Genomic DNA, 21,301 nt, shown 5'->3' on the forward strand with positions numbered 1-21,301 from the left:
TGTGCTGCGCGAAAAATCTGAGACTTCAGCGTAGCACATTCCTCCGCTCTAAACGCTTCTGCCGCCGAACCGGCGAATTCCCCATGGCGAACGGGTGCCCTCGCGTAACCCCGCCCGGTTTCTCTGCGGATATTCATATCCATCGCCGTAGTGTCGCTGAGGTCAACTGACGGCCCATCACCGCGACGCGAAGTGAATCCGCCATGAGTAGAAGTCCGCTGAGAGCGGCGCTGACCCGCTCGGCCCTCGGTCTGTGTGTCCTGCTGGCCGGACAGGCGGCATTCGTCGTCCCGGCGGCGCACGCGGGCGCCGGCGACGGTCCGCTGACCGTGCGCGTGGTCCACAGCATCGCCGGGAACGGCGCGTACGACCCGGCCGTCGATGTCGGTATCCCGAGCGCGTCAGTGCAGGTCACCGACGCCTCCGGGCATACCGTGAGCGGCGTGACCGGCTCCGGCGGCACGCTCGCCGTGAACCTCGGCGGGCTGAGCGGCGGGCACTACCGGGTGCGGGTGGCCGCGCCGACCGGCAGCGCCCTCGTGCCCGCTCCGGCCGGCAAGGGGCTGTCCGGCCTGACCGACTTCGCGGACGTCTCGGGTGGCAAGGCCGCGAATCCGGTGATGGGCCTGTGGAATCCCGGCACCTACTGCCAGGCCGACCCCACCCTCGTCTCCTGCGACCTGCAGCGCGGCGACCAGACGTCGGGCCTCGGGCTCTTCTCCTTCCACGCCGTCAGCGGCACCTCGGCGACCGCGCCGGGCGGCCCGTACACGCGGCTGAGCAAGGCCGGCGACCAGGGGAGCGTCTTCGGTATCGGCACCGACCGCTCCGGCAACGTCTTCGCCGGCACCTACGTCAAGCGGCACACCGGCTACGGGCCCGCGGGCAATGTGAACGCCGTCTACCGGTACAACGTGAATGATGCGAGCGCGGGTGTGTCCACCTTCGTCACCCTGCCCGGCACGCTCGCCAAGCACACTGAATTCGACGTCTTCGACCCGGCGAACAAGATCCCGTACGTCGACGACAACGACGTCTACAACGATGTCGGCAGGAGGGGAATCGGCGGCGTCGCGGTCTCCGGCGACGGCAGCACGCTCTACGCCGTGGACCTCAACGACTCGTCGCTCTACACCGTGCCGATCAACGGAGCCGGCTCCTCGGTGACCCCGGGCACGGCGACCGGCGTGCCGATCCCGCGGCCGTCCGCGAACTGCGCCGGCGACTGGCACCCCTTCGGCCTCGGCGTGAGCAGTTCGACCGTATACGTCGGCGGCGTCTGCGGCGCGGAGACCACGACCTTCAACCCGCTTGTCCCCTGGGGCGACCCGAGCCGGGAATACGCGTTCGTATACCGCTACTTCAACGGCCGATTCACCCAGATCCTCGACTTCCCGCTGAACTTTCCGCGCGGCTGCGCCTACCGGTTCAAGACACCGACCCCCGGGAACTGCAAGCCGCAGCTCGGCGGCACGCTCAGCGCCGACTGGGAGGCCTGGAACCAGCGCACGCCGACCGCGGGCAAGTTCGGCTTCAGCAGCGCCCCGCAACCCATGCTGACCAGCATCGACGTAACCGACGACGGGGGACTCGACCTCGGTTTCCGTGACCGCTACCCGGACATGGAGGGCAGCTACCTCCACCGCCACAACAGCTCCAGCGACCAGACCATCGCGGTCGGCGCCGGCGACCTGCTCAGGGCATGCGTCGACAACGGCACGTACTCGCTGGAGAGCGGAGGCGAGTGCGGCTCCACCAACGGCGCGGCGCCGGGCAACGGCCTCGGTCCCGGCGGAGGCGAGTTCTTCACGAACATCTGGAACGGCCCCGACGCCGTCCACGACCACACGGCGACCGGCGGCACCACGTACCTGCTGGGCTACGACCACGAGTGGAGCACACTGTACGACCCCTTCGACAGCGACTCGTGGCGCAACGGCGTGAACCTGTACGGCGCGAGCGGATCGCCGTCGCAGGGCATTGAGGTCGGCGGTTCCGCGCTCAACAAGAACGTCACGTTCGGCGAGGGCAACAGCCTCGCCGACCTGGAGAAGCTGTGCGACGCGGCGCCCGTGCAGATCGGCGACCGGGTCTGGTTCGACGGCGACCGCACTGGGACTCAGGGCCCTGCGGAGCCGGGCGTGGCCGGAGTCAAGGTCACGCTCAAGGACGCGAGCGGCAACACCGTCGCCTCCACGACGACTGACGCGAACGGCGCGTACTACTTCGGCACGTCCGACGGCGTGAAGCCGAATACGACGTACTCGGTCGCGTTCGACTACTCCGGCGCCACCGGGCTTCCGGCCGGAGTGACCGCCGCCGAGCTGAGCTGGACGACGCGGAACGCCGGTTCCGACCGCTGCCTCGATTCCGACGTGAATTCGTCCGGCGTGGCCACGGTCACGGTCGGCAAGGCGGGCGACGTGAACCACTGCGTCGACGCGGGTCTGGTCGGCGGTCCGCAGAACTCGATCGGTGACCGCGTCTGGTTCGACGCGAACCACAACGGCGTCCAGGACGGCGGCGAGCCCGGCATCGGCGGCGTGAAGGCCACGCTGGAGGACGCCTCGGGATCGGCGATCGCGACCACGACGACTGACTCCATCGGCTACTACGAGTTCTCCAACCTGCCGAACGGCCGCTACCGGGTCTGCTTCGACAAGTCGACGCTGCCCGCGCAGTACTCGGACGGCTCATTCACGAACCAGGATGCCGCGGGCGGCAACGGCACCGACTCGGCTGCCGATCCGTCGACCGGCTGCACCGGCTACGTGACACTCGACCCGGACCACCGACACGACTCGACCCGGGACGCGGGCATCGTGACGCCGCCGAACGTGATCGGCCACCGCGTCTGGTTCGACAGGCACGGCGACGGGATCGACGATCCGGGCGATCCGGGCGTCGGCGGAATCAAGACCACGCTGGTCAACGCCGCCGGAACGACGATCGCGAGCACGGCCACTGATTCCCACGGCATGTATCGGTTCGCGAACGTGCCCGACGGCGGGTACAGGGTCTGCTTCGACAAGAGCACGTTCCCCGCGGGCGACGGCCTCACGATGGCCGACGTGCACGGCGGCGACGGCACCGACTCGTCGGCCGACCAGCAGACCGGCTGCACCGACCCGGTGACGCTCGGACCCTGGCACCGGGTGAACCTGACGCGCGACGCCGGCCTGGCCAAGGTGCCGATCGCGCCGTCCGGCCCGGGCGGGATGCTGGCCAGGACGGGTCTCAGCCTGCCGATGACCGGACTGCTCGTGATCGCGCTCGGCTCGCTGGCCGGAGCGGCGTATCTGCTGCTGCGGCGGAAGCGGGAGGCCTGATGAAGCGGACCATCGCCATCGCGGGATCTCTCGTGATCGCGGCAGCCCTCGGCGCGGCTCTATGCCTTACGACCCTGCCCGATCAGGACCCTGCCTCCGCGCTGACCGCGTCGCAGGCCGACCTGCTCGCCGGTGCGCGCCTCGACGACTACCAGAACGGCGTCACCGCGATCGACGCCACGATCCCGGTCAGCGGCCAGGATTTCCGGCTCGACGGCCGCGTGGACTGGAAAGCCCACCTCGGCTACGCGACGCTCGCCGCGCAGCCGGGTCAGGGTGGCGGAACCGAACTACTCCAGTGGACGCCCAACGGGATCGCCGTGCGGGGGAGTTGGAGCGGCCTCCCGCCCGCGACGCCCCCGGCCGACGGCTGGATGGTCCGCCGATGGCAGCGAGGCGCCGACCTCGACACCGCGCTGCAGCTCATCCTCGACCTCGGATCCGACCGGCCGGAGAGCGCGCGGCTGCTCCAGCGGTCGGGTGCCAGTGTCCTGCGACGCGACAGCATCGGAAACGGACCCGTCACCGTCTTCGCCGGACCGCCCGAGGCCCCGACCGGCGCCGCGCACACCCGCTACTGGGTCTCCGACGCCGGCACGCTGCGCCGTTTCGAGGCGCTCGTCGACGGTTCGACCACGTGGGCGCGCGTCGACCTGGCCCCGGGATCGGCCGCGCCCGTCCCACACATCCCGGCTGCGCAGTGAACGCCCATTTATGTCTATTCAGTGTCGATCTGCCAGCCGAGGCTTGGTCGCGGCGCCTGCTCGGTCCAGATCGTCTTCCCAGTGGCCGTGTGCCGCGTACCCCACCTCGTGGTCGGCTGCGCGACGAGCATCAAGCCCCGGCTTCGCGGCTTTCGTCCGGCGCAGTGGATGACCAAGCTGTTGGATGGTCTGCATGACGCCGCCCATGACATTGACTGTGGAATCCACTCCGACAGCGCCGGCCCTGACCCTCCGCCCCTGGCAGGACTCGGACATTCCCGCGATTGTCGCCGCCCACCGCGACGAGACGATGCGCCGCTGGTTGATGCGTTCCATCGACAACGAGGACGAGGCCCGCGCCTGGCTCGCCGACCAGGACGCGGGCTGGATGGACGACACCCATCTGAGCTGGGCCATCGAAGAGGACGGCACGGTCGTCGGCCACTTCGTCATCAAGGCGGCCAACCCGCCGGAGACGCTCGCGACCGGCGTGGGCTATTGGACGATCGTCGAAGCCCGCGGCAAGGGCATCGCCTCGCGCTGCGTCGAGACCGCCACCGAGTGGCTGTTCAGCGGGCAGGACGTGATACCCGCCGACGAGATCGAACTGCTGCACACAGTCGGCAACGAGGGCTCGTGCCGCGTCGCTCAGAAGTGCGGTTACGTCCTCTGCTCAGTGCTCCCGCCGCTGCCGCCGAAGTTCCCGAACGAGGCACACCGGCACCTCCGCAAGCGGCCCGCGTAAGCGGCGGCGTGTTCTTGTCCCCGCGGATGCCGCACGTTAGAGCTGGAACAGGGTTTCGACGAACTCGTTGCGGAATTTGCCTTCGGGGTCGTGGCGGAGGAGGAGTTCGCGGAAGGCGGCGGCCTTGGGGTAGGTCGCGAGGGCGGCCTGGGGGGTGGCGACGAAGACCTTTGCCCAGTGGGGGCGGGCGGCGAGGGGGAGGAGGGCGTCCTCCATGGCGGCGAGGACGGGGGTGACGGCGGCCCGGTCGGGGTGCCAGGTGAAGTGCAGGGCGAAGCAGTCGCGCTGGTAGGCGGGGCTGAGCCAGAGGTCGTCGGCGGCGATGGTGCGGATCTCGGACGTCAGCACGATGGGGGCGATCCTGCTGCCGAGACGGCGCATGGCTTCGAAGGCCTCGGCGGCTCGTTCGCGGGGGACGAAGTACTCCGACTGGAGCTCGTCGCCGTTGCTGGGGGTGAACTCGGGCCGGAAGTGCGGCAGGCGCTCGAACCAGGGGCCCGGCACGCCGAGTTGTTCGGTGCAGTTCTCGGCGGGCATGCCGGGGACGGGGTGCGCGGCGTGGTCGGCGAGGGTCCCGCCGAGCCAGCTCGGTTGCGGGGCAACGGGATCCGCGTCGCGGTCCACGCGGAGCTTGAGCCAGACGTCGGCCCGTCCGCTGGCCCAGTTCATGAACGCGCTGACGCTGTATCCGGCCGCGAACACGTCCTCGTGCTTCTCGATCACTTCGTCGAGCGATGTGTCCTGATATACGTACTGCGCGACGTCGAAGGTCGGTTTGACGTCGACGGTCAGGTGCGTGACGACGCCGAGCGCGCCGAGGGCCACGGGAGCGCCGGGGAAGTCGTCGTCGATGCCGCGGGCGAGCTCGACCACGTCGCCGTGCGCGTTGACGAGCCGCATCGCGCGGATGTAGGCGGCGAGGTTCTGGTTGGCGTCGCCCGAACCGTGCGTCGCGGTGGTGCAGGCGCCGGCGAGGGAGATGTGCGGCAGGGAGGGCAGGTTGGCGAGCGCGAAGCCCGCGGCGTGCAGGCGCGTGGAGATCTCGGCCAGGCGCATGCCGGCGGCCACGGTCGCCGTGCCCGCCGCCGCGTCGACCTCGACCTCGGCGGGCATGTCGCCGAGCAGCACGAGGTCGCCGTGCGTGTCGGCGATGCGGTTGAACGAGTGGCCGGTGCCGAGCACCCGGACCGCCTCGGCGTCGGCGACCACGCGGCGGAGCTCGTCGAGCGTCGTCGGCCGGTGCACCCGTGCGGCGCGGAACTCGACGTTGCGGGCCCAGTTGCGGACTACTTCGCGCGGGTCGTTCTCGCTCATCGGTCGTGAACTCCAAGAAACCAGGGTCGGGTCTGTGAGCGTTAACAAGATACCGTGTGCGGCGCCGGTTGAATATTCCGGCCGGATCGTGGGCAGCGACCTGTAAGGAACCCGGCCGTCCGGCGGGGTCGGGAAGGGAGCGCTGCGATGACGCAGCAGGTCCGAGGGGTCATCGCCCGCACCGCCCGCGAGCCGGTGCGCATCGAGACGGTCACGATCCCGGATCCGGGGCCCGGCGAGGCCGTCGTGAAGGTGATCACCTGCGGCGTGTGCCACACCGACCTGCACTATCGCGAGGGCGGCATCAGCGACGACTTTCCGTTCCTGCTCGGCCACGAGGCCGCCGGGATCGTCGAGGAGGTCGGCGCCGGGGTGACGGACGTGGCGCCCGGCGACTTCGTGATCCTGAACTGGCGTGCGGTCTGCGGGCAGTGCCGCGCGTGCCGCCGGGGACGGCCGTGGTACTGCTTCAACACCTTCAACGCCAAGCGGAAGATGACGCTGGCGGACGGGACCGAGCTCAGTCCCGCGCTCGGCATCGGCGCGTTCGCGGAGAAGACGCTCGTCGCCGCGGGCCAGTGCACGAAGGTCGACCCGGCCGCGTCGCCAGCCGCCGCGGGGCTGCTCGGCTGCGGAGTGATGGCCGGGCTCGGCGCGGCGCTGAACACCGGCAACGTCGGGCGTGGCGACACGGTCGCGGTGATCGGCTGCGGCGGCGTGGGGACGGCGGCCGTCGTCGGGTCGCGGCTCGGCGGCGCGTCCCAGATCATCGCCGTGGACATCGACGACCGGAAGCTCGATCAGGCCGCGAAGCTCGGCGCCACGTCCACCGTGAACGCGGACGAGACCGATCCGGTCGAGGCGATCCGCGAGCTGACCGGTGGCTTCGGCGCCGACGTGGTGATCGACGCCGTCGGCCGCCCGGAGACGTATCGGCAGGCCTTCTACGCGCGCGACCTGGCCGGAACGGTCGTGCTCGTCGGCGTGCCGACGCCTGAGATGCGCCTCGAACTGCCGCTGCTGGACGTCTTCGGCCGCGGCGGCGCGCTCAAATCCTCCTGGTACGGCGACTGTCTGCCGTCCCGCGACTTCCCGATGCTCATCGACCTCTACCTGCAGGGCCGGCTGGACCTCGACGCGTTCGTCTCCGAGACGATCGCGCTGGACGGGATCGAGGACGCGTTCGCCCGGATGCGGGACGGCGATGTGCTGCGGTCGGTGGTCGAGCTCTGACGTTCCGGATGCCTACACCGATTCCAGCTCCCGGCCGTTCGTCTCGCGCACGAAGCGGGCGATGAAGCCCACTGAGATGAGCGCGAACAGCGCGTAGATCACGTAGGTCGCCGAGAGGTTCCAGCCGGCCATCCGCGGGAACGTCTCGGTGACCGCCCAGTTCGCGAGCCAGTTGAACGCCGTGGCCACGGACATCGCGGCGGCACGGACGCGCAGCGGGAACATCTCGCCGACCATCACCCAGAGGATCACGCCCCACGACGCGGCGAAGAAGAACACGAACGAATGCGCGGCCACCAGCGCCACCGTGCCCTCCAGGCTCGGGATCGAGATGTTCGAACCCGTACCCGTCTTGTACGAGAACGCCCACGCCGCCAGGCCCAGCGAGACGGTCATGCCCACCGAGCCGGCCAGCGCGAGCGGCCTGCGGCCGATCCGGTCGATCAGCAGCATCGCCACGACGGTGCCGACGATGTTCACGATCGAGGTGGAGACGCTGATCAGCAGCGATCCGGACTGGTCGATGCCGACCGACTGCCACAGGATCGAGGAGTAGTAGAAGATCACGTTGATGCCCACGAGCTGCTGGAAGACGGCGAGCCCGATGCCGGCCCAGACGATCGGGAGCAGTCCGAAGCGGCGGCTGACCAGGTCGCGCAGCCGGGCCCGCGTTCCCTCGGCGAGAGAGCGCTCGATCTGGGCGACCTGCGCGTCCACGTCCACGCTCGGATCCTCGACCTCGCGCAGCACCTCGCGGGCCCGGTCCGTCTTCCCGGCCGCCACCAGGTAGCGCGGCGACTCAGGGATCAGCGACGCGAACACGAGGTACGCGAGCGCGGGCACCAGGCCGGCCATCAGCATCCACTGCCAGGCCTCCAGCGAGCCGAGGTGGTTCTGGCTGGCGCCGCCCGCGCCCTTCGCGATTCCCCAGTTGATCAGCTGCGACGCGAAGATCCCGAGCACGATCGCGGCCTGCTGGAACGAGGCGAAGCGGCCTCGGTAGCGCGCGGGGGAGATCTCCGCGATGTACGTCGGGCCGATCAGCGAGGCGAGTCCGATCGCGATGCCGGAGAGCGTGCGCCAGGCGCCGAGCTCCCACACGCCGGTCGGCAGTGAGGAGCCGAGAGCGCTCACCGCGAACAGGGCCGCCGCCAGCTGCATCACCCGGATTCGCCCGAGGTGGTCGGCGAGCCGTCCGGCGATCGCGGCGCCGACCGCCGAACCGAGCAGCGCGACGGCCACGATCGTGCCGGTCTCGGTCGAGCCGACGCCGAAGTGGTCCTGGATCCCGGTGACCGCGCCGTTGATCACGGCACTGTCATAGCCGAAGAGGAACCCGCCGAGCGCCGCCGCGGCGGCGAGAAAGGTCACCCGGCGCAGATGCGCCGGGGTGCCGGATGGGGCGGTGGGCCTGGGGACGGCCGCGGTCTCGGACGACATGGTGGGCGTACTCCGATCTTCTCGATATCGATCGGAGCAACGGTCCGTCAGACGACGCGGATTCCCCGGGAACCGCAGATGTGACAGGCGCGACAGCGCTATCGGGTCAGCCCTGCGTAAGCCACCGCGATTTCCGCGCCGAGTCGCGCGTTGTTCTTCACCAGCGCGATGTTGGCGCGCAGGCTCTCGCCACCGGTGATCTCCACGATGCGGCCGAGCAGGAACGGCGTGGCCTCCTTGCCCTTGACGCCCTTCGCGTCCATGTCGCGCAGCGCCTGTTCGATGATGGAGTCGATGTGCTCGGACGGGACCTCGTCCGCCTCCGGGATCGGGTTGGCGACGTTCAGGCCGCCGCGGATGCCGAGATCCCACTTCGTACGCATGATCGCGGCGAGTTCGGCCGGCGAGTCGGAGCGCATCGGTGCCGCGAAGCCGCTGTGCCGGGAGAAGAACGCCGGGAATTCGTCCGTGCCGTAGCCGATCACCGGAACGCCGAGCGTCTCCATCGTCTCCAGGGTCAGGCCGATGTCCAGGATGCTCTTCACGCCCGCGCTGATCACGGCCACGTCGGTCTGCGCGAGCTCGGTGAGGTCGGCGCTGACGTCAAAGCTGTGCTGCGCGCCGCGGTGCACTCCGCCGAGGCCGCCGGTGACGAACGTGCGGATCCCGGCCAGCGCGGCCAGGCGCATCGTCGCCGCGACGGTCGTGGCGCCGTGCTCGCCGCGCGCGATCACGTAGGGCAGGTCGCGGAGGCTGACCTTCGCCACGTTCGGATCGGTGGCGAGAAGCTCCAGGTCATCGGCCGTGAGCCCGACGCGCGGCCGGCCGCCGAGCACGGCGATCGTGGCCGGGACCGCGCCGCCGTCCCGGATGATCCGCTCGACCTCGGTCGCCATCGCAACGTTCTGCGGATAGGGCATTCCATGGCTGATGATCGTGCTCTCCAACGCCACGACCGGTCGTCCTTCGGCGAGCGCCGTGCGCACCTCGTCGGTCAGCGTGAGGGCGTGGTGCGGGGTGTCAATGTTCGTCGTCATCTCTTGGTCCTCTCTTCGAGCAGCCGTTCGGTCAGGTCTGGCCGGACGGTGTGCTCGCTTTCCAGCGTCAGCGCGGCGGCCGCGTGCCCGTAGGCTGCGGCGACTTCGGGGGAGTGACCCGCGAGCAGCGCGTGCGCGAAGGCGGCGAGCATCGCGTCCCCGGCGCCGGTCACGTCGTGTACCTCGGCCGGCAGCGCGGCCAACCTGTGGTTGGTACCGTCCCGCGTGCTCAGCAGGCTGCCTTGCGCCCCGAGCCGAATCCACACGTGCCGCACTCCCCGCCGGTGCAGTACGGCCGCCGCGTCGGTCAACGCGTCGTCGGTCACAATGTCCTGATTCGTCAGCGCGGCCAGCTCGTCCCGGTTCGGGGTGATGGCGTGGATCGGCCGGTCCGCACTCAGCAGCGGGGCCAGGCGGGCGGCCTTGGGGACGCTGACCGGATCGAGCACGACGCGCACGTCGGCGGTACGCGCCAGATCGATGAGGTGAGCCGTGGTCGCGGCGGGCAGGTTGCCGTCCAGGACGAGCATCGCGGCATGCGTAATCAGCTCACGGGCCGACCGCAGGTGCTCGGGCCGCAGGTCGTCGGTCGCGCTCATGTCCGCGACGGCCAGCAGCATCTCGCCGTCGGTGTCGAGGAGGGCGGTGTAGCTGCCGGTCGGGTGCGTGCTGCGGTGCACGTGGTCCAGCAGCACGCCGGCGTCCCGCGTCTCGGACAGCAGCCGCTCGCCGTGCGGATCCCGGCCCAGCGCGGCGATCAGGTGCGTCGTCGTGCCGAGGCGCGCGAGGTTCTCGGCGATGTTCCGGCCCACCCCGCCGGGCGTCGTCGACGTGTGGCCCGGATTGCTCGTCCGCGCGATCGCCGAGGCGCTACTGCGGGCCTTGATATCGACGTTCGCCCCGCCGATCACGACCACCGGCGGCTCCGTACTGAGGATGTATCCACGGCCGAGGATCACGCCCTTGCGCCCGAGGTTGGACAGGTGCACGTTGACGGCCCCGCGGCTGCTGCCGACGCGTTCGGCGATCTCCGCCGGGCCGATCAGCGGCTCGCGGCGCAGCAGTTCCACGATCTCCCGCTCGCGCTCGGTGAGTCCCATGCTTAGAAGACTAAAGCGCCTTTATATATCTATGCAAGATGCCGGGGCTGGGCGGTCTGCCCCGGCACCGCGATACTGCCTCCCATGAGAGTCTTGATGCCCTTGCCGGACCGGGATTTCGACGTCACCGAGGCGGCCGTGCCCTGGCGCCTGCTGACGGATGCCGGGCACGAGGTGATCTTCGCGACGGAGGCGGGCGGCAGCGCCCCGGCCGCGGACCCCCGACTGCTGACCGGCGTGTTGTTCGGCCAGTTGGGCGCCGAGCCCGAACCGATCGCCTTCTATCGCGAGATGACCGAGGATCCGAGCTTCCGTGGCCCGCTGAACTGGAAGTCTTTGGACCCGCAGTCCTTCGACGGGCTCCTGCTCGTCGGCGGCCACGCGCCCGGAATGCGGCAGTATCTGGGCTCGGCGGCGCTGCGCAAGACGGTCGCGCGGTTCTGGGCGACCGGCCGTCCGGTCGGCGCGATCTGCCACGGCGTGCTGGTCCTGGCGCGCACGATCGACCAGGCCACCGGCCGCAGCGTCCTGCACGGTCGGTCCAGCACCTGCCTGCCGAAGTACATGGAGCGCTCGGCGTACCTGCTCACGGCCTGGCGGCTGGGCCGGTACTACCGCACGTACCCGGCGTACGTCGAGGACGAGGTCGTCGCCGCGCTCGGCGGGCAGGAGCACTTCCGGCGCGGCCCTCGCGTGCTGACCCGGCGCGGCACGGCGACGGACGACAGCGCGGCCTTCGTCGTCGAGGACGGCTCCTATGTCTCGGCGCGCTGGCCGGGAGACGCGTACCTGTTCGCGAGGAGGTACCTGGAGGTCCTCAAGGCCCGGGCGCGGTAGGCGACCCGTCTCCCTGAGCACGAGTTCTGGCAGGTCGTGGCGGACTGCGTCAGCGACTATCAGCGGGCGAACCCGCACCTCGCCGAACGTTTCGAGGTCTTCGACCTGTTCGTCGGGCGCTTCCCGCTGTCCTGTCTCAACCGGCTCCAGTTGCGCGACAACCTGCAGATGGTCGACCTTGAGGACCCGGCAAGCGCTCTCCAGCTCGCCGGCACGCTGGAGAACCCGCTCGTGAAGCTTCGCCTGCGGGGAGCGTGACGCACGGTTAACATCGGCGGTCTTCGCGCGTGACATGAGCGAGGTGTTCTCTATACGACCCGCCGACACGAAGGCGGGGCGCGTCTAGGGTTCCGTCGGCCGCACGCCCGCCTCGAGCGGGGGCCGGGTCTGGTCCGAGAGACGCAGACGGAGTCCGCCCGCCAGTCGGTCGGCTCCGTTCCACGGCGGGAGAAAAGCCCGGGAGGCCAGGTGAGCTCGGCCATAGGCCGAGCCCGGCTCCCGGAGTATGCCGTGACAGCTCTTTCAGCACCATTCGCACAGACCGAATCAGGCGGCCGACGGCGCACTGCGCCGTTCGGCCGCCTTCCCGTGCGCTCACCCGGAAAGGCGACCCTCATGTCAATCGTCGTATCTCCGGTGGCCGAGGGTGCTGACGCCCTCGACGCCGCTGACCTCTCCGAGTTCGGCTACACCCAACAACTGCGGCGCGGCCTCGGCTCGTACGCGTCCTTCGCCGCCGGCTTCTCCTTCGTCTCCATCCTGACCACGGTCTTCCAGCTCTTCTCCTTCGGCTACAGCTTCGGCGGCCCGGCGTTCTTCTGGACCTGGCCGCTGGTGTTCGCCGGGCAGTTCCTCGTCGCGCTCTGCTTCGCCGAACTGGCCGCGCGCTACCCGATATCCGGCTGCGTATATCAGTGGTCTCGACGCATGTCGACCGGTCTCGTCGGGCACTTCGCGGGCTGGACGATGCTGATCGGGCAGGTCGTGAGCGTCTCGGCCGCTGCCATCGCGCTCCAGGTCGTGCTGCCGTCCGTGTGGAGCGGCTTCCAGCTGTTCGGCGGCGATCCGGCACTGACCACCAAGTCCGGCGCGACGAACGCCGTGCTGCTCGGCACCATCCTGATCGCGCTGACCACGGTCGTCTCGGCGCTCGGCGTCAAGCTCACCGCCCTTATCAACAGCATCGGCGTCACCTGCGAGCTGATCGGCGTCGCGGCGCTCGTCGTCCTGCTGTTCGCGCACGCCAAGCGCGGCCCGAGCGTGGTCACGCAGACGGCGGGCGTCGCCGGGCACGGCACGTACGTCTGGCCGTTCCTGGTCTCCGCGCTGATGGCCGCGTACGTCATGTACGGGTTCGACAGCGCCGGCGAGCTGAGCGAAGAGACGCGCTCGCCGCGCAAGACCGCGCCGCGGGCCATTATCAAGGCCTTGGCCGTGTCGGGAGCGGGCGGTGCGGCGCTGCTGCTCGCCGCGCTGATGGCGGCGCCCTCGCTGACGGACGGCCAGCTCGCGACCGCGGGTCTGCCCTACGTCGTCACCAGCAGGCTCGGAGACGGGCTCGGCCGTGCGGTGCTGGTGGACGTCGCGATCGCGATCTGCGTTTGCACGCTCGCCATCCAGACCGCGGCATCGCGGCTGACGTACTCGATGGCGCGCGACGGCGTCCTGCCCGGCGCTCCACGGCTCGCGAAGGTCTCGCGGCGCACCGGCACGCCCGTGCTGCCGACCGTGCTGATCGGTGTCGCGGCGATCGCGATCCTCGGTGTCAACGTCGGCCAGGCGCAGTTGTTCACCGCGATCACCAGTGTCGCAGTGGTGATCGTCTACCTCGCGTACCTGCTGGTCACGCTGCCGATGTTGGTCCAGCGGCGGCGCGGCCTCGAACCGGCCGGGCCCGGACAGTTCACGCTCGGCCGCTGGGGCCTGCCGATCAACGCGCTCGCCGTCTGCTACGGCCTGTTCATGGCGATCAACATGGCCTGGCCGCGGCAGGCGGTCTACGACCCGGCTGGCGGGCACTGGTACCTGCAGTTCTTCGCGCTGCTGTTCCTCGCTGGCGTCGCAGTGCTCGGATATGCGGCGTATCTGCTCGCCAACCGCCCCGTGACCGCGGCCACGGAGCCTGCCGAGGTCGCGGACGCCGCCGAGGCCACGGCGTGAGCGGCGCGATCGAAGTCCCGGGCGGCGCGGCCGAATCGCTGCGGCTGCGCCGTCACCGGACCCTGACCCTGCGCTGCCTCGGTCCCGGCGCGAATGTCGCAATGCTGATCTATGCACTCGATGATCCGACCGAGCGGCTGAACGTGCCGGACACCCTCAAGGCCCAGATGTCGGCGCGCATCAAGCCGCCGATGACACTGATGTCCGACATGGGTCGCGCGCTCGCCGCCGTCACCGGATCCAGCCTGGACTGGCACGACGCGATCACCGGCCACAGTCTTCCGGACGCCGTCGAACGCCGCTTCGGCCCGTCGTCGTACGCGGCGGACCGCAACGAATGGCGACGCAGCGCCCGCTTCGGCCTGCTCACCGAGCTGTGGAAGCACGACCTCGGCGCGCGGGACCTCCACGCCAATATCAACTTCTTCAGCAAGGTGGCGTCGGCCGGTGACGAGCGCGGAACTCTGACATACGTGCCCGGACATGCCTCCGAGGGCGACTGGGTGACGCTTCGCGCCGAGATCGACCTGCTCATCGTCCTCAGCACAGCGCCGCACCCGCTCGATCCAGCCGAGACCTGGAACCCTGCGGGCGTCCTGCTGGAAATCGCCGAAGGACCGGCACCCGGTCCCGGGGACGCGTCTCGCACCTGGCGCGCCGAGACGAGTCGATCACTGGAACTCGCCGAGTGGAGCTACGCATGAGCGACGAATTCGTGCTCGACGACATCGTCGAGGCCGGTGACGGCTGGATCGGCGAGATCCCGGCGGGCACGCTGCTCCGGATCACCGACCTGCACGGCAATCAGGCCGTCGACACGCTCTTCTACGACGCGCACGACTACGCCAACCGATACAGCGCGATGGACACCATCCGCGAGCAGGGCGCCGTCTACCTGACTACCGGCTCGGTGCTGATGACAGTCAACAGCGATCCTCTGGCGACGATCGTGGACGACACCTGCGGCCGCCACGACACGCTCGGCGGCGCGTGCTCGCAGGAGAGCAACGTCGTGCGCTACGGCCGGCTCACCCGGCACCAGCACTCGTGCCGCACCACCTTCGTGCGCAAGGCGAAGGAGTGGGGGAGAGGGCTGGAAAAGCGGGACATCGCGCACAATATCAACTTCTTCATGAACGTGCCGGTGACCGTGGACGGCGGCCTGACCTTCGAAGACGGCGTGTCGGCGCCGGGCAAGTACGTGGAACTTCGGGCGGAGCGGGACCTGCTCCTGCTGATCTCCAACTGCCCGCAGCTGAACAACCCGTGCAACGGTTACGACCCGACCCCGATCAGCCTCACCGGACGGCGTCCGTGAGCCACGCATGGATCGAGGTCTTGGCCCCCGGCGTGCAGACCGCGGTGCAGGACCTCGGTGGACGTCGCGGATTGTGGGGCGTGGGGGTGCCGCCGTCGGGAGCCTACGACGGACTGTCCTTCGCGCTCGCCAACCGGGCCGTCGGCAATGATCCCGGCGCGGCCGGCTTGGAAGCCGTCCTCGTCGGGCCGACGCTTCGATTCCGCGCCGGCGAGGGCGGCCACGTGCTCGCCGCCCTCGCCGGCGCCTGCCGCGGCGCCCGACTCGACGGCCGCCCGGTCCGTCCCGGCGAGCCCTTCGCCGCACCGGACGGCTCAGTGCTCGAATTCGGACCCTGCGGCCCCGCGGGCCTCCGGGCGTATCTCGCGGTACGCGGCGGCGTCGCGGTCCCCCGGGTGCTCGGCAGCCGGGCGGCGTTCCTGCTCGGCGGCTTCGGCGGCACCGGACGGGCCCTGGAAGCGGGCGACGCGCTTCCGCTCGGCAGGGACGAGAACTGCGACGCTCCGGCCGAACTCGCCGCGATCCTGCCCGAACTCGGCGGCCGCTGGACCCTCCGCGTGATCCCCGGCCCGCACGGCGCCCCCGACTACTTCACCGGCGACGCGCTCGCCGGGCTGTTCGCGGCCGATTGGGAGGTCGACCACCGCAGCGACCGGACCGGAATCCGGCTCGCCGGCCCGCCGGTCGAGTTCGCCAGACCGGACGGCGGCGAGGCGGGCCTGCACCCGTGCAACATCCACGACTCGGCGTATCCGGTCGGCGGCATCATGGTCTCCGGCGACACCCCGGTCATCGTCGGTCCGGACGGTCCCAGCCTCGGCGGCTTCGTCGTCCCGGCCGCGGTCGTCCAGCCGGACCTGTGGAAGCTCGGCCAACTCCGCCCCGGCGACCTCGTGCGGCTCGAACCCGTGACCCCGCGGGCCGCCGACGCGGCGCGGACCGAGCGCCGGCGCCTGCTCGCCGACCCTCGGGCCGCCGTCGCCGCCGTCCTCTTCCCGCCAACCGCGAGCGGGCTCGCTCCGGCACCCGCCCCAACTGTCCCGCCAGCGGTCACTGAGGCCACCTGGGACCGTCCGGCCCCCTTGCTCACGATCGGCCCGGCATGGTCCCGCCCCGAGCTGTCCGTCCGGTTCAGCGGCGACCACCACGTGCTCGTCGAAGCGGGCCCGGCGCGCCTCGATCTCACCGTCCGCGCCCGCATCCACCTGCTGCGTCGCGAGCTGACCGCGCGCGGGCTGCTCGGCGCGCAAGCCGGAGTGCCGGAGCACGTCGAGGGCGTCAGATCCCTGCTGCTCGGCTTCGATCCGACGCGGATCGATCCGCGGCGCCTGGCCGAGCAGATCGGCGACGCGTGGCTCGCGACGCCCGACCCGGCCGGTGTCGAACTGCCGGTGCGCGAAGTGACGATGCCGATCTGCTTCGACGACCCCGACGCGCACGAGGCCATGCGCCGCTACCAGCGCGGCGTGCGTCCGGACGCGCCGTGGTGCCCGGACAACGTCGAGTTCATCCGCCGCGTCAACGGCCTGGACTCGCGCGACGAGGTGTTCGAGATCGTGCGGAAGGCCACGTATCTGGTCATCGGACTCGGCGACGTCTATCTCGGCGCGCCGGTGGCCGTGCCGCTCGATCCGGCGCACCGGCTCGTGACCACGAAGTACGACCCGCCGCGCACCTGGACGCCGGAGAACGCGGTCGGCATCGGCGGCGCGTACCTGTGCGTCTACGGGATGGAGGGCCCCGGCGGCTACCAGCTCGTCGGCCGCACCGTCCCCGTCTGGCGAAAGCCCGCGCCCGACTCGACGTCCCCGGCCGCCGAACCGTGGCTGCTGCGCACCTTCGACCTGCTCCGCTTCGAACCGGTGGGCCACGAGGAGCTGATGGAGCTGCGCGCCGGAATCGCCGACGGCAGCCGCGAATTGCGGATGTCCCCGACTACCCTCGACCTTGGCGCCCTACGCGGCCCGGACACCCCGCTTCCGCCGGAGACCGTCGAGTTCGTCCGACGCCGGGAGCGGTCTTTCGCCGCCGAACGCGCCCGCTGGGCCGAACTCGCGTCCGCCAAAGTCACAGCAGGAGTCTGACATGCCGATCAACGCGCCCGCCCCGGAGCCGATCGCGCCGCAGTCGATCGTGCCGCAGTCGATCGCGCCGGAGTGGATCGCCCGCTTCACGGACGAGGAGTCCGCCCGGATCGTCGCCGCCGAGCTCGGCACCGAGTTCGAGGCTGCGTCCGGGGCCGAGCCCGGATCCCCGGAGCGTGCGGAGGGCGGCCCGCTGTCCGGCATCCGCTTCGCCGTCAAGGACAACATCGACATCGCCGGAGTGGCGTCCTCCGCCGCGTTTCCCGCGCGTGCCGCCCGGGCGGCCGACTCCTCCGCCTTCGCGGTACGACGACTGATCCAAGCGGGTGGCGTCCCGGCCGGAAAGACGAACCTCGACCAGTTCGCGACCGGTCTCGTCGGCACGCGGAGCCCGTTCGGCGCCTGTCACGCGGTCGGCCATCCGGAGTACGTGTCCGGCGGGAGTAGCTCGGGCAGCGCAGTGGCCGTCGCCTCCGGTCAGGTTGAACTCGCGCTCGGCACCGACACCGCGGGCTCAGGCCGGGTGCCCGCCGCGTTCAACGGGATCGTCGGGCTCAAGCCGACCCGCGGGCTGATCTCCACGTCCGGCGTGCTGCCCGCGTGCCGCTCCCTGGACTGCGTCAGCATCTTCACCCGATCGGTTCGCGAGGCTCGTGCCGCGTACGCGGCGCTCGCCGCCTTCGATGCCGCCGATCCGTACGCACGCCCGATGCCCCCGCACCGCCCGCACCTCGCCACGGTCCCCCGCGTCATCGCGGTCCCCGCGAGCGACTCCGACCTCGACCTCGACCCGGAGCACCGCGACGCCTGGGAGTCCGCGCTCAACCACGCCCGTGAACTGGCCGAATACGTCGTCGAAGTGGACATCGAGCCCTTCCTCGCCGCGGCCCGCCTGCTGTATCAAGGCCCATGGCTCGCCGAACGCTGGAACGCGATCGCGCCCCTGCTCGGTGACGAAGGCCTCGACCACCCGGACCTCGATCCGACCGTACGCCGCGTACTCGGCGGCGCCGCCGGCATCAGCGGCGCGGACGCCTTCGCGGGTTTCGACGAGCTGGCCAGGCTGCGACGGCTGACCGAACCCGTGTGGGATGTGGCCGATGCGCTGCTGCTGCCGGTCACTCCGGGCCATCCGACACTCGCCGAGGTCGCGGCCGATCCGGTCGGCGTCAACTCGAGGCTGGGCACGTACACGAACTTCGTCAACCTGCTCGACCTCTGCGCCATCGCCGTTCCCGCGGGGCGTCGCGCGGACGGCCTCCCCTTCGGCGTCCAGCTGATCGCGCCATCGTTCGCCGACGACCGGCTGCTCGACCTCGCCGCGGCCTGGACCGGTGAGAAAGACGACGAATACGCCGACCGAGCGAACGCGCGCCCCGGCTGGACGCGGCTCGCAGTCGTCGGCGCGCACCTGTCGGGCCTTCCGCTCAACGCCCAGCTCCGCGAGCTCGGCGCCACCCTGACCCGCCGCACGCGCACGGCCCCGGAGTACCGGCTCCATCGCCTACCCGGCCCCGCGCCGGCCCGCCCCGGCCTGTTCCCGGTATCCGACGGCACCGGCGCCGCCATCCTCGCCGAGGTCTGGGACCTCCCGCAGCAGAGCCTTGCCGCCCTGCTCGAATCCGTCCCGCCGCCGCTCGGCTTCGCACCCGTCGCGCTCGCCGACGGCGGCACCGTCCTCGGCTTCGTCGCCAACGGCCCGATCCCGGACGGCGCCCTCGACATCACCGAGTACGGCGGTTGGCGGGCGTACTGCGCGACGCCCTAACCCGGCTACGCCGCCAGCAGATCCGAGCTCACGGCGCTCGTGCGGTCCGTCGCCGCGAACCACGAATTCACCGCGCGACGGCCGAATTCGAAGGCCTCGTGGAGCAGGTTGGAGTCGGTCGCCAAGCGGCTGACGGCCGGGACGGACCGGTCGGGGCGGATCGAGAGCACCGCGGACTGGCAGGTTCCGTCGAGATCCAGCTCGTACGCGGCGAGGTCTCGGTCGTCGTCCACCATGCGCGCACGCCGCGCCAGATACGCGGCCTTGAGCTGAGGCGTGTGCCTGCGCAGCGCGACCTTCGCGACGAAGCGGGCACCGAGCGACGGCGGAACACGGTCTTCCGCCCCCTTGGTCGCCGGCACGTCGTGGACGGCCTTCGATCGCAGTACCAGCACATGTGTCGCCCCGTCACGCAGTGCCTGACGAAACGGCACCGACTCGGCCAGGCCCGCGTCGTAGTACCGCCGGCCGCCGAACTCGATGGGACGTCCGGCCAGCACCGGAAGCGCGGTGCTCGCGCGCAGGGCCAGCCGCAGCGCCTTGCCGTCCGTCATCTCGCTGAACAGGTCCCTGGGCTCGCCGGTGGCGATGTCGGTGGCGAGCAGGTGCAGCTCGATCGCGGTGTCGAGCACGGACGCGTAGTCCAGCGGGTATTCGCGGATGTAGATGTCCTCGACCAGCTTCTCGACGTCCACCAGCGGGCGGCCGCGCAGCAGGTTCGTCGTGCGGATGCACGCCCTGGTGAAACGCGGGTCGATGCAGCTGAGGATGCCCTGCGGCTTCGAGCTGAGCAGCCAGGCCGCCGTGAGAGCGCCCGCCGAGGCGCCGTAGACCGCGTCGAAGGCCTCGAGCAGGCCGAGTTCGTGGATTGCCAACGCCATGCCGGCCGACACGCTGCCGCGCATTCCGCCACCCTCGATCGCGAGCGCGACCCGGTGGCCGTCCGTCCGCGCGCCGGGGCGGCTACCCGCCGCCAGCCGGTCGGCGAGGACGGACGCTAGCCGTTGATTCTGGTCCTGATCCGTCAATCCGCCGAGAAGCTGCTCCGCCACTGCCCTCTCTCCCCTGGTCGCGGCCCTTGTGGGGCCGTTCTCCGTTGTGGCCGCGGTGGGCGAGTGCCTACCGAGGGGAACGTACCCGGGGGTTGTGAACGGGAGATCTATGCTGTGCGACGGGCTCTTGAGCTTTGGGTATATCGAACGACCGGGTTAGACGGCCTGCTCGCGCCGACGGGCGAGCGCGGGGTGCGATCCGACCGCCACGAGGTCCGCGACCGCCTGCCTCGGGGTGCCCTCGGCGAGGTGGGTGCGGCCGACGAGGATGGCGTCGGCATCCAGCTTCGCGCTGCTGATCAGGTCGCGGCGCGGCGTGGAACCGCACTCGGTGACGCGTACCACGCCGTTCGGGACGAGGGGGAGCAGCTTGGCGAGCGTTGCCTGGATCTGGATCGAGCCGTCGGCTACGTACTGCGGCGGACGCAGGAAGAGCGTGTGCGCCTTCGCCCGCAGCGAGCGTACGAGGTCGCGGGCGCTGCAGACCTCGACGACCGCGGTCAGGCCGATGGTCGCGGCGCGCTCCACGAGCGAGACCAGCGCCTCGTCGTGCAGCGTGGACGCGGAAAGCAGCACGAGGCTGGCGCCGTGCGCGCGGGCCTCCCAGAGCTGGTAGCTGGAGACGACGGGGTCCATGCAGAGCAGCGGGGTGTGCGTGTGCACGTTCGCGTCGTTCATCGCGGTCAGCGAGCTGCCGACGCCGTTCGCGCCCGGCCGGATCGGCACCGCGATCACACCGGCGCCGCCCGCCTCGTATTCCTCGGCCAGTTCGCCGGGGGCGGAGTGCGCGGGGTCGAGCTCGGCCACGACGACGATCTGCTCGCTGCCGAGGGCCTCCTTGCCGTTCAGCGGGGTCGGCCGGTCCAGCGCCCTGGCCTTGATCTCGTCGAGCGGGACGCGGGCCTGACGGGTGGCGACGCGGGCGAGGGCCTGATTGGCGAGAACCGCTATGGGGGAGGTGGAGCCACCGGCTGTCGTCACGCTGCGGCCGCCTTCACGCTCGCCGGCGGACGGACGACGGCGCAGGTCCGATCTTCGAGCGCGACCGGCTTGTGCAACGCTGCCTCCTCGGTGACGGGGTCTCAGCCTTGGCCGAGATTTGCCCGGTACACAAAGAAGCTAACCCATTCCCCGGGTCCAAGGCCAAATCGATCTTGCTGACCTGCGGAAACGTCGTGTT

Annotated in this window: 16 protein-coding genes, 1 pseudogene and 1 riboswitch; of the genes and pseudogenes, 11 read left to right on the forward strand and 6 right to left on the reverse strand. The window is 70.6% G+C overall.

Going from position 1 to position 21,301, the window contains the following annotated elements:
- The first annotated feature begins 203 nt into the window (after positions 1–203).
- The 3 genes from VG296_RS12005 (at position 204) to VG296_RS12015 (ending at position 4,778) form a co-directional block, all read left to right on the forward strand.
- Positions 204–3,329, forward strand: coding sequence for an SdrD B-like domain-containing protein (locus VG296_RS12005; protein WP_325565742.1), 3,126 nt, complete (start codon positions 204–206; stop codon positions 3,327–3,329).
- Positions 3,329–4,033 (forward strand): hypothetical protein, encoded by a 705-nt coding sequence (locus tag VG296_RS12010; RefSeq protein ID WP_325565743.1) that lies wholly within the window; start codon positions 3,329–3,331, stop codon positions 4,031–4,033. The genes VG296_RS12005 and VG296_RS12010 overlap by 1 nt, the downstream gene beginning before the upstream one ends.
- 205 nt (positions 4,034–4,238) lie before the next feature.
- Positions 4,239–4,778: a GNAT family N-acetyltransferase gene (locus VG296_RS12015; protein ID WP_325565744.1), complete on the forward strand. Its 540-nt coding sequence runs from the start codon at positions 4,239–4,241 to the stop codon at positions 4,776–4,778.
- A gap of 36 nt (positions 4,779–4,814) precedes the next feature.
- Here the strand turns inward: VG296_RS12015 and VG296_RS12020 are convergent, their stop codons facing one another.
- Positions 4,815–6,092, reverse strand: coding sequence for a D-arabinono-1,4-lactone oxidase (locus VG296_RS12020; RefSeq protein ID WP_325565745.1), 1,278 nt, complete (start codon positions 6,090–6,092; stop codon positions 4,815–4,817).
- Positions 6,093–6,239: 147 nt separating this feature from the next.
- Here VG296_RS12020 and VG296_RS12025 point away from each other — a divergent pair, with 147 nt between their 5' ends.
- On the forward strand, positions 6,240–7,325 hold the full coding sequence (locus tag VG296_RS12025; protein WP_325565746.1) for an S-(hydroxymethyl)mycothiol dehydrogenase: 1,086 nt from the start codon (positions 6,240–6,242) through the stop codon (positions 7,323–7,325).
- Between the two features lie 12 nt (positions 7,326–7,337).
- Here the strand turns inward: VG296_RS12025 and VG296_RS12030 are convergent, their stop codons facing one another.
- The 3 genes from VG296_RS12030 to VG296_RS12040 form a co-directional block, all read right to left on the reverse strand.
- The gene (locus VG296_RS12030) at positions 7,338–8,765 is read right to left on the reverse strand and encodes a sugar porter family MFS transporter (protein WP_325565747.1); all 1,428 of its coding nucleotides are present in this window, start codon (positions 8,763–8,765) and stop codon (positions 7,338–7,340) included.
- A gap of 98 nt (positions 8,766–8,863) precedes the next feature.
- Complete coding sequence (locus VG296_RS12035; RefSeq protein ID WP_325565748.1) at positions 8,864–9,802, reverse strand: pseudouridine-5'-phosphate glycosidase; 939 nt, start codon at positions 9,800–9,802, stop codon at positions 8,864–8,866.
- Positions 9,799–10,902, reverse strand: coding sequence for a carbohydrate kinase (locus VG296_RS12040; RefSeq protein WP_325565749.1), 1,104 nt, complete (start codon positions 10,900–10,902; stop codon positions 9,799–9,801). Before VG296_RS12040 ends, VG296_RS12035 begins: the two co-directional genes overlap by 4 nt.
- Before the next feature lie 84 nt (positions 10,903–10,986).
- Between VG296_RS12040 and VG296_RS12045 the strand changes: the two genes are divergently transcribed.
- From VG296_RS12045 to atzF, 7 genes and pseudogenes are all read left to right on the forward strand, one after another.
- The gene (locus VG296_RS12045) at positions 10,987–11,739 is read left to right on the forward strand and encodes a type 1 glutamine amidotransferase domain-containing protein (RefSeq protein ID WP_325565750.1); all 753 of its coding nucleotides are present in this window, start codon (positions 10,987–10,989) and stop codon (positions 11,737–11,739) included.
- Between the two features lie 9 nt (positions 11,740–11,748).
- Positions 11,749–11,997, forward strand: a pseudogene (locus tag VG296_RS12050) (IucA/IucC family C-terminal-domain containing protein); the annotation flags it as partial.
- A 73-nt stretch (positions 11,998–12,070) separates the two neighbouring features.
- A riboswitch (guanidine-I (ykkC/yxkD leader) is annotated at positions 12,071–12,204 on the forward strand.
- A gap of 150 nt (positions 12,205–12,354) precedes the next feature.
- Positions 12,355–13,899 carry an amino acid permease gene (locus tag VG296_RS12055; RefSeq protein WP_325565751.1) on the forward strand — a complete coding sequence of 515 codons (1,545 nt, stop codon included), beginning with the start codon at positions 12,355–12,357 and terminating at the stop codon, positions 13,897–13,899.
- Positions 13,896–14,603, forward strand: a complete 708-nt coding sequence (locus VG296_RS12060; RefSeq protein WP_325565752.1) for an urea amidolyase associated protein UAAP1 — start codon at positions 13,896–13,898, stop codon at positions 14,601–14,603. The genes VG296_RS12055 and VG296_RS12060 overlap by 4 nt, the downstream gene beginning before the upstream one ends.
- Positions 14,600–15,217 carry an urea amidolyase associated protein UAAP2 gene (locus VG296_RS12065; protein ID WP_325565753.1) on the forward strand — a complete coding sequence of 206 codons (618 nt, stop codon included), beginning with the start codon at positions 14,600–14,602 and terminating at the stop codon, positions 15,215–15,217. Before VG296_RS12060 ends, VG296_RS12065 begins: the two co-directional genes overlap by 4 nt.
- On the forward strand, positions 15,214–17,301 hold the full coding sequence (locus VG296_RS12070) for a 5-oxoprolinase/urea amidolyase family protein (RefSeq protein ID WP_325565754.1): 2,088 nt from the start codon (positions 15,214–15,216) through the stop codon (positions 17,299–17,301). Before VG296_RS12065 ends, VG296_RS12070 begins: the two co-directional genes overlap by 4 nt.
- A 1-nt stretch (position 17,302) precedes the next feature.
- A complete protein-coding gene (gene atzF, locus VG296_RS12075) occupies positions 17,303–19,069 on the forward strand; it encodes an allophanate hydrolase (protein ID WP_325565755.1) in 1,767 nt (588 codons plus the stop codon).
- A gap of 5 nt (positions 19,070–19,074) precedes the next feature.
- Here atzF and VG296_RS12080 read toward each other — a convergent pair whose 3' ends face one another.
- Positions 19,075–20,121, reverse strand: a complete 1,047-nt coding sequence (locus VG296_RS12080) for a patatin family protein (protein ID WP_325565756.1) — start codon at positions 20,119–20,121, stop codon at positions 19,075–19,077.
- 156 nt (positions 20,122–20,277) lie between these two features.
- Complete coding sequence (locus tag VG296_RS12085) at positions 20,278–21,102, reverse strand: indole-3-glycerol-phosphate synthase TrpC (protein WP_325565757.1); 825 nt, start codon at positions 21,100–21,102, stop codon at positions 20,278–20,280.
- Positions 21,103–21,301: the final 199 nt, after the last annotated feature.

It is taken from the genome of Actinospica sp. (genome assembly GCF_035552695.1).
GTDB lineage: Bacteria > Actinomycetota > Actinomycetes > Streptomycetales > Catenulisporaceae > Actinospica.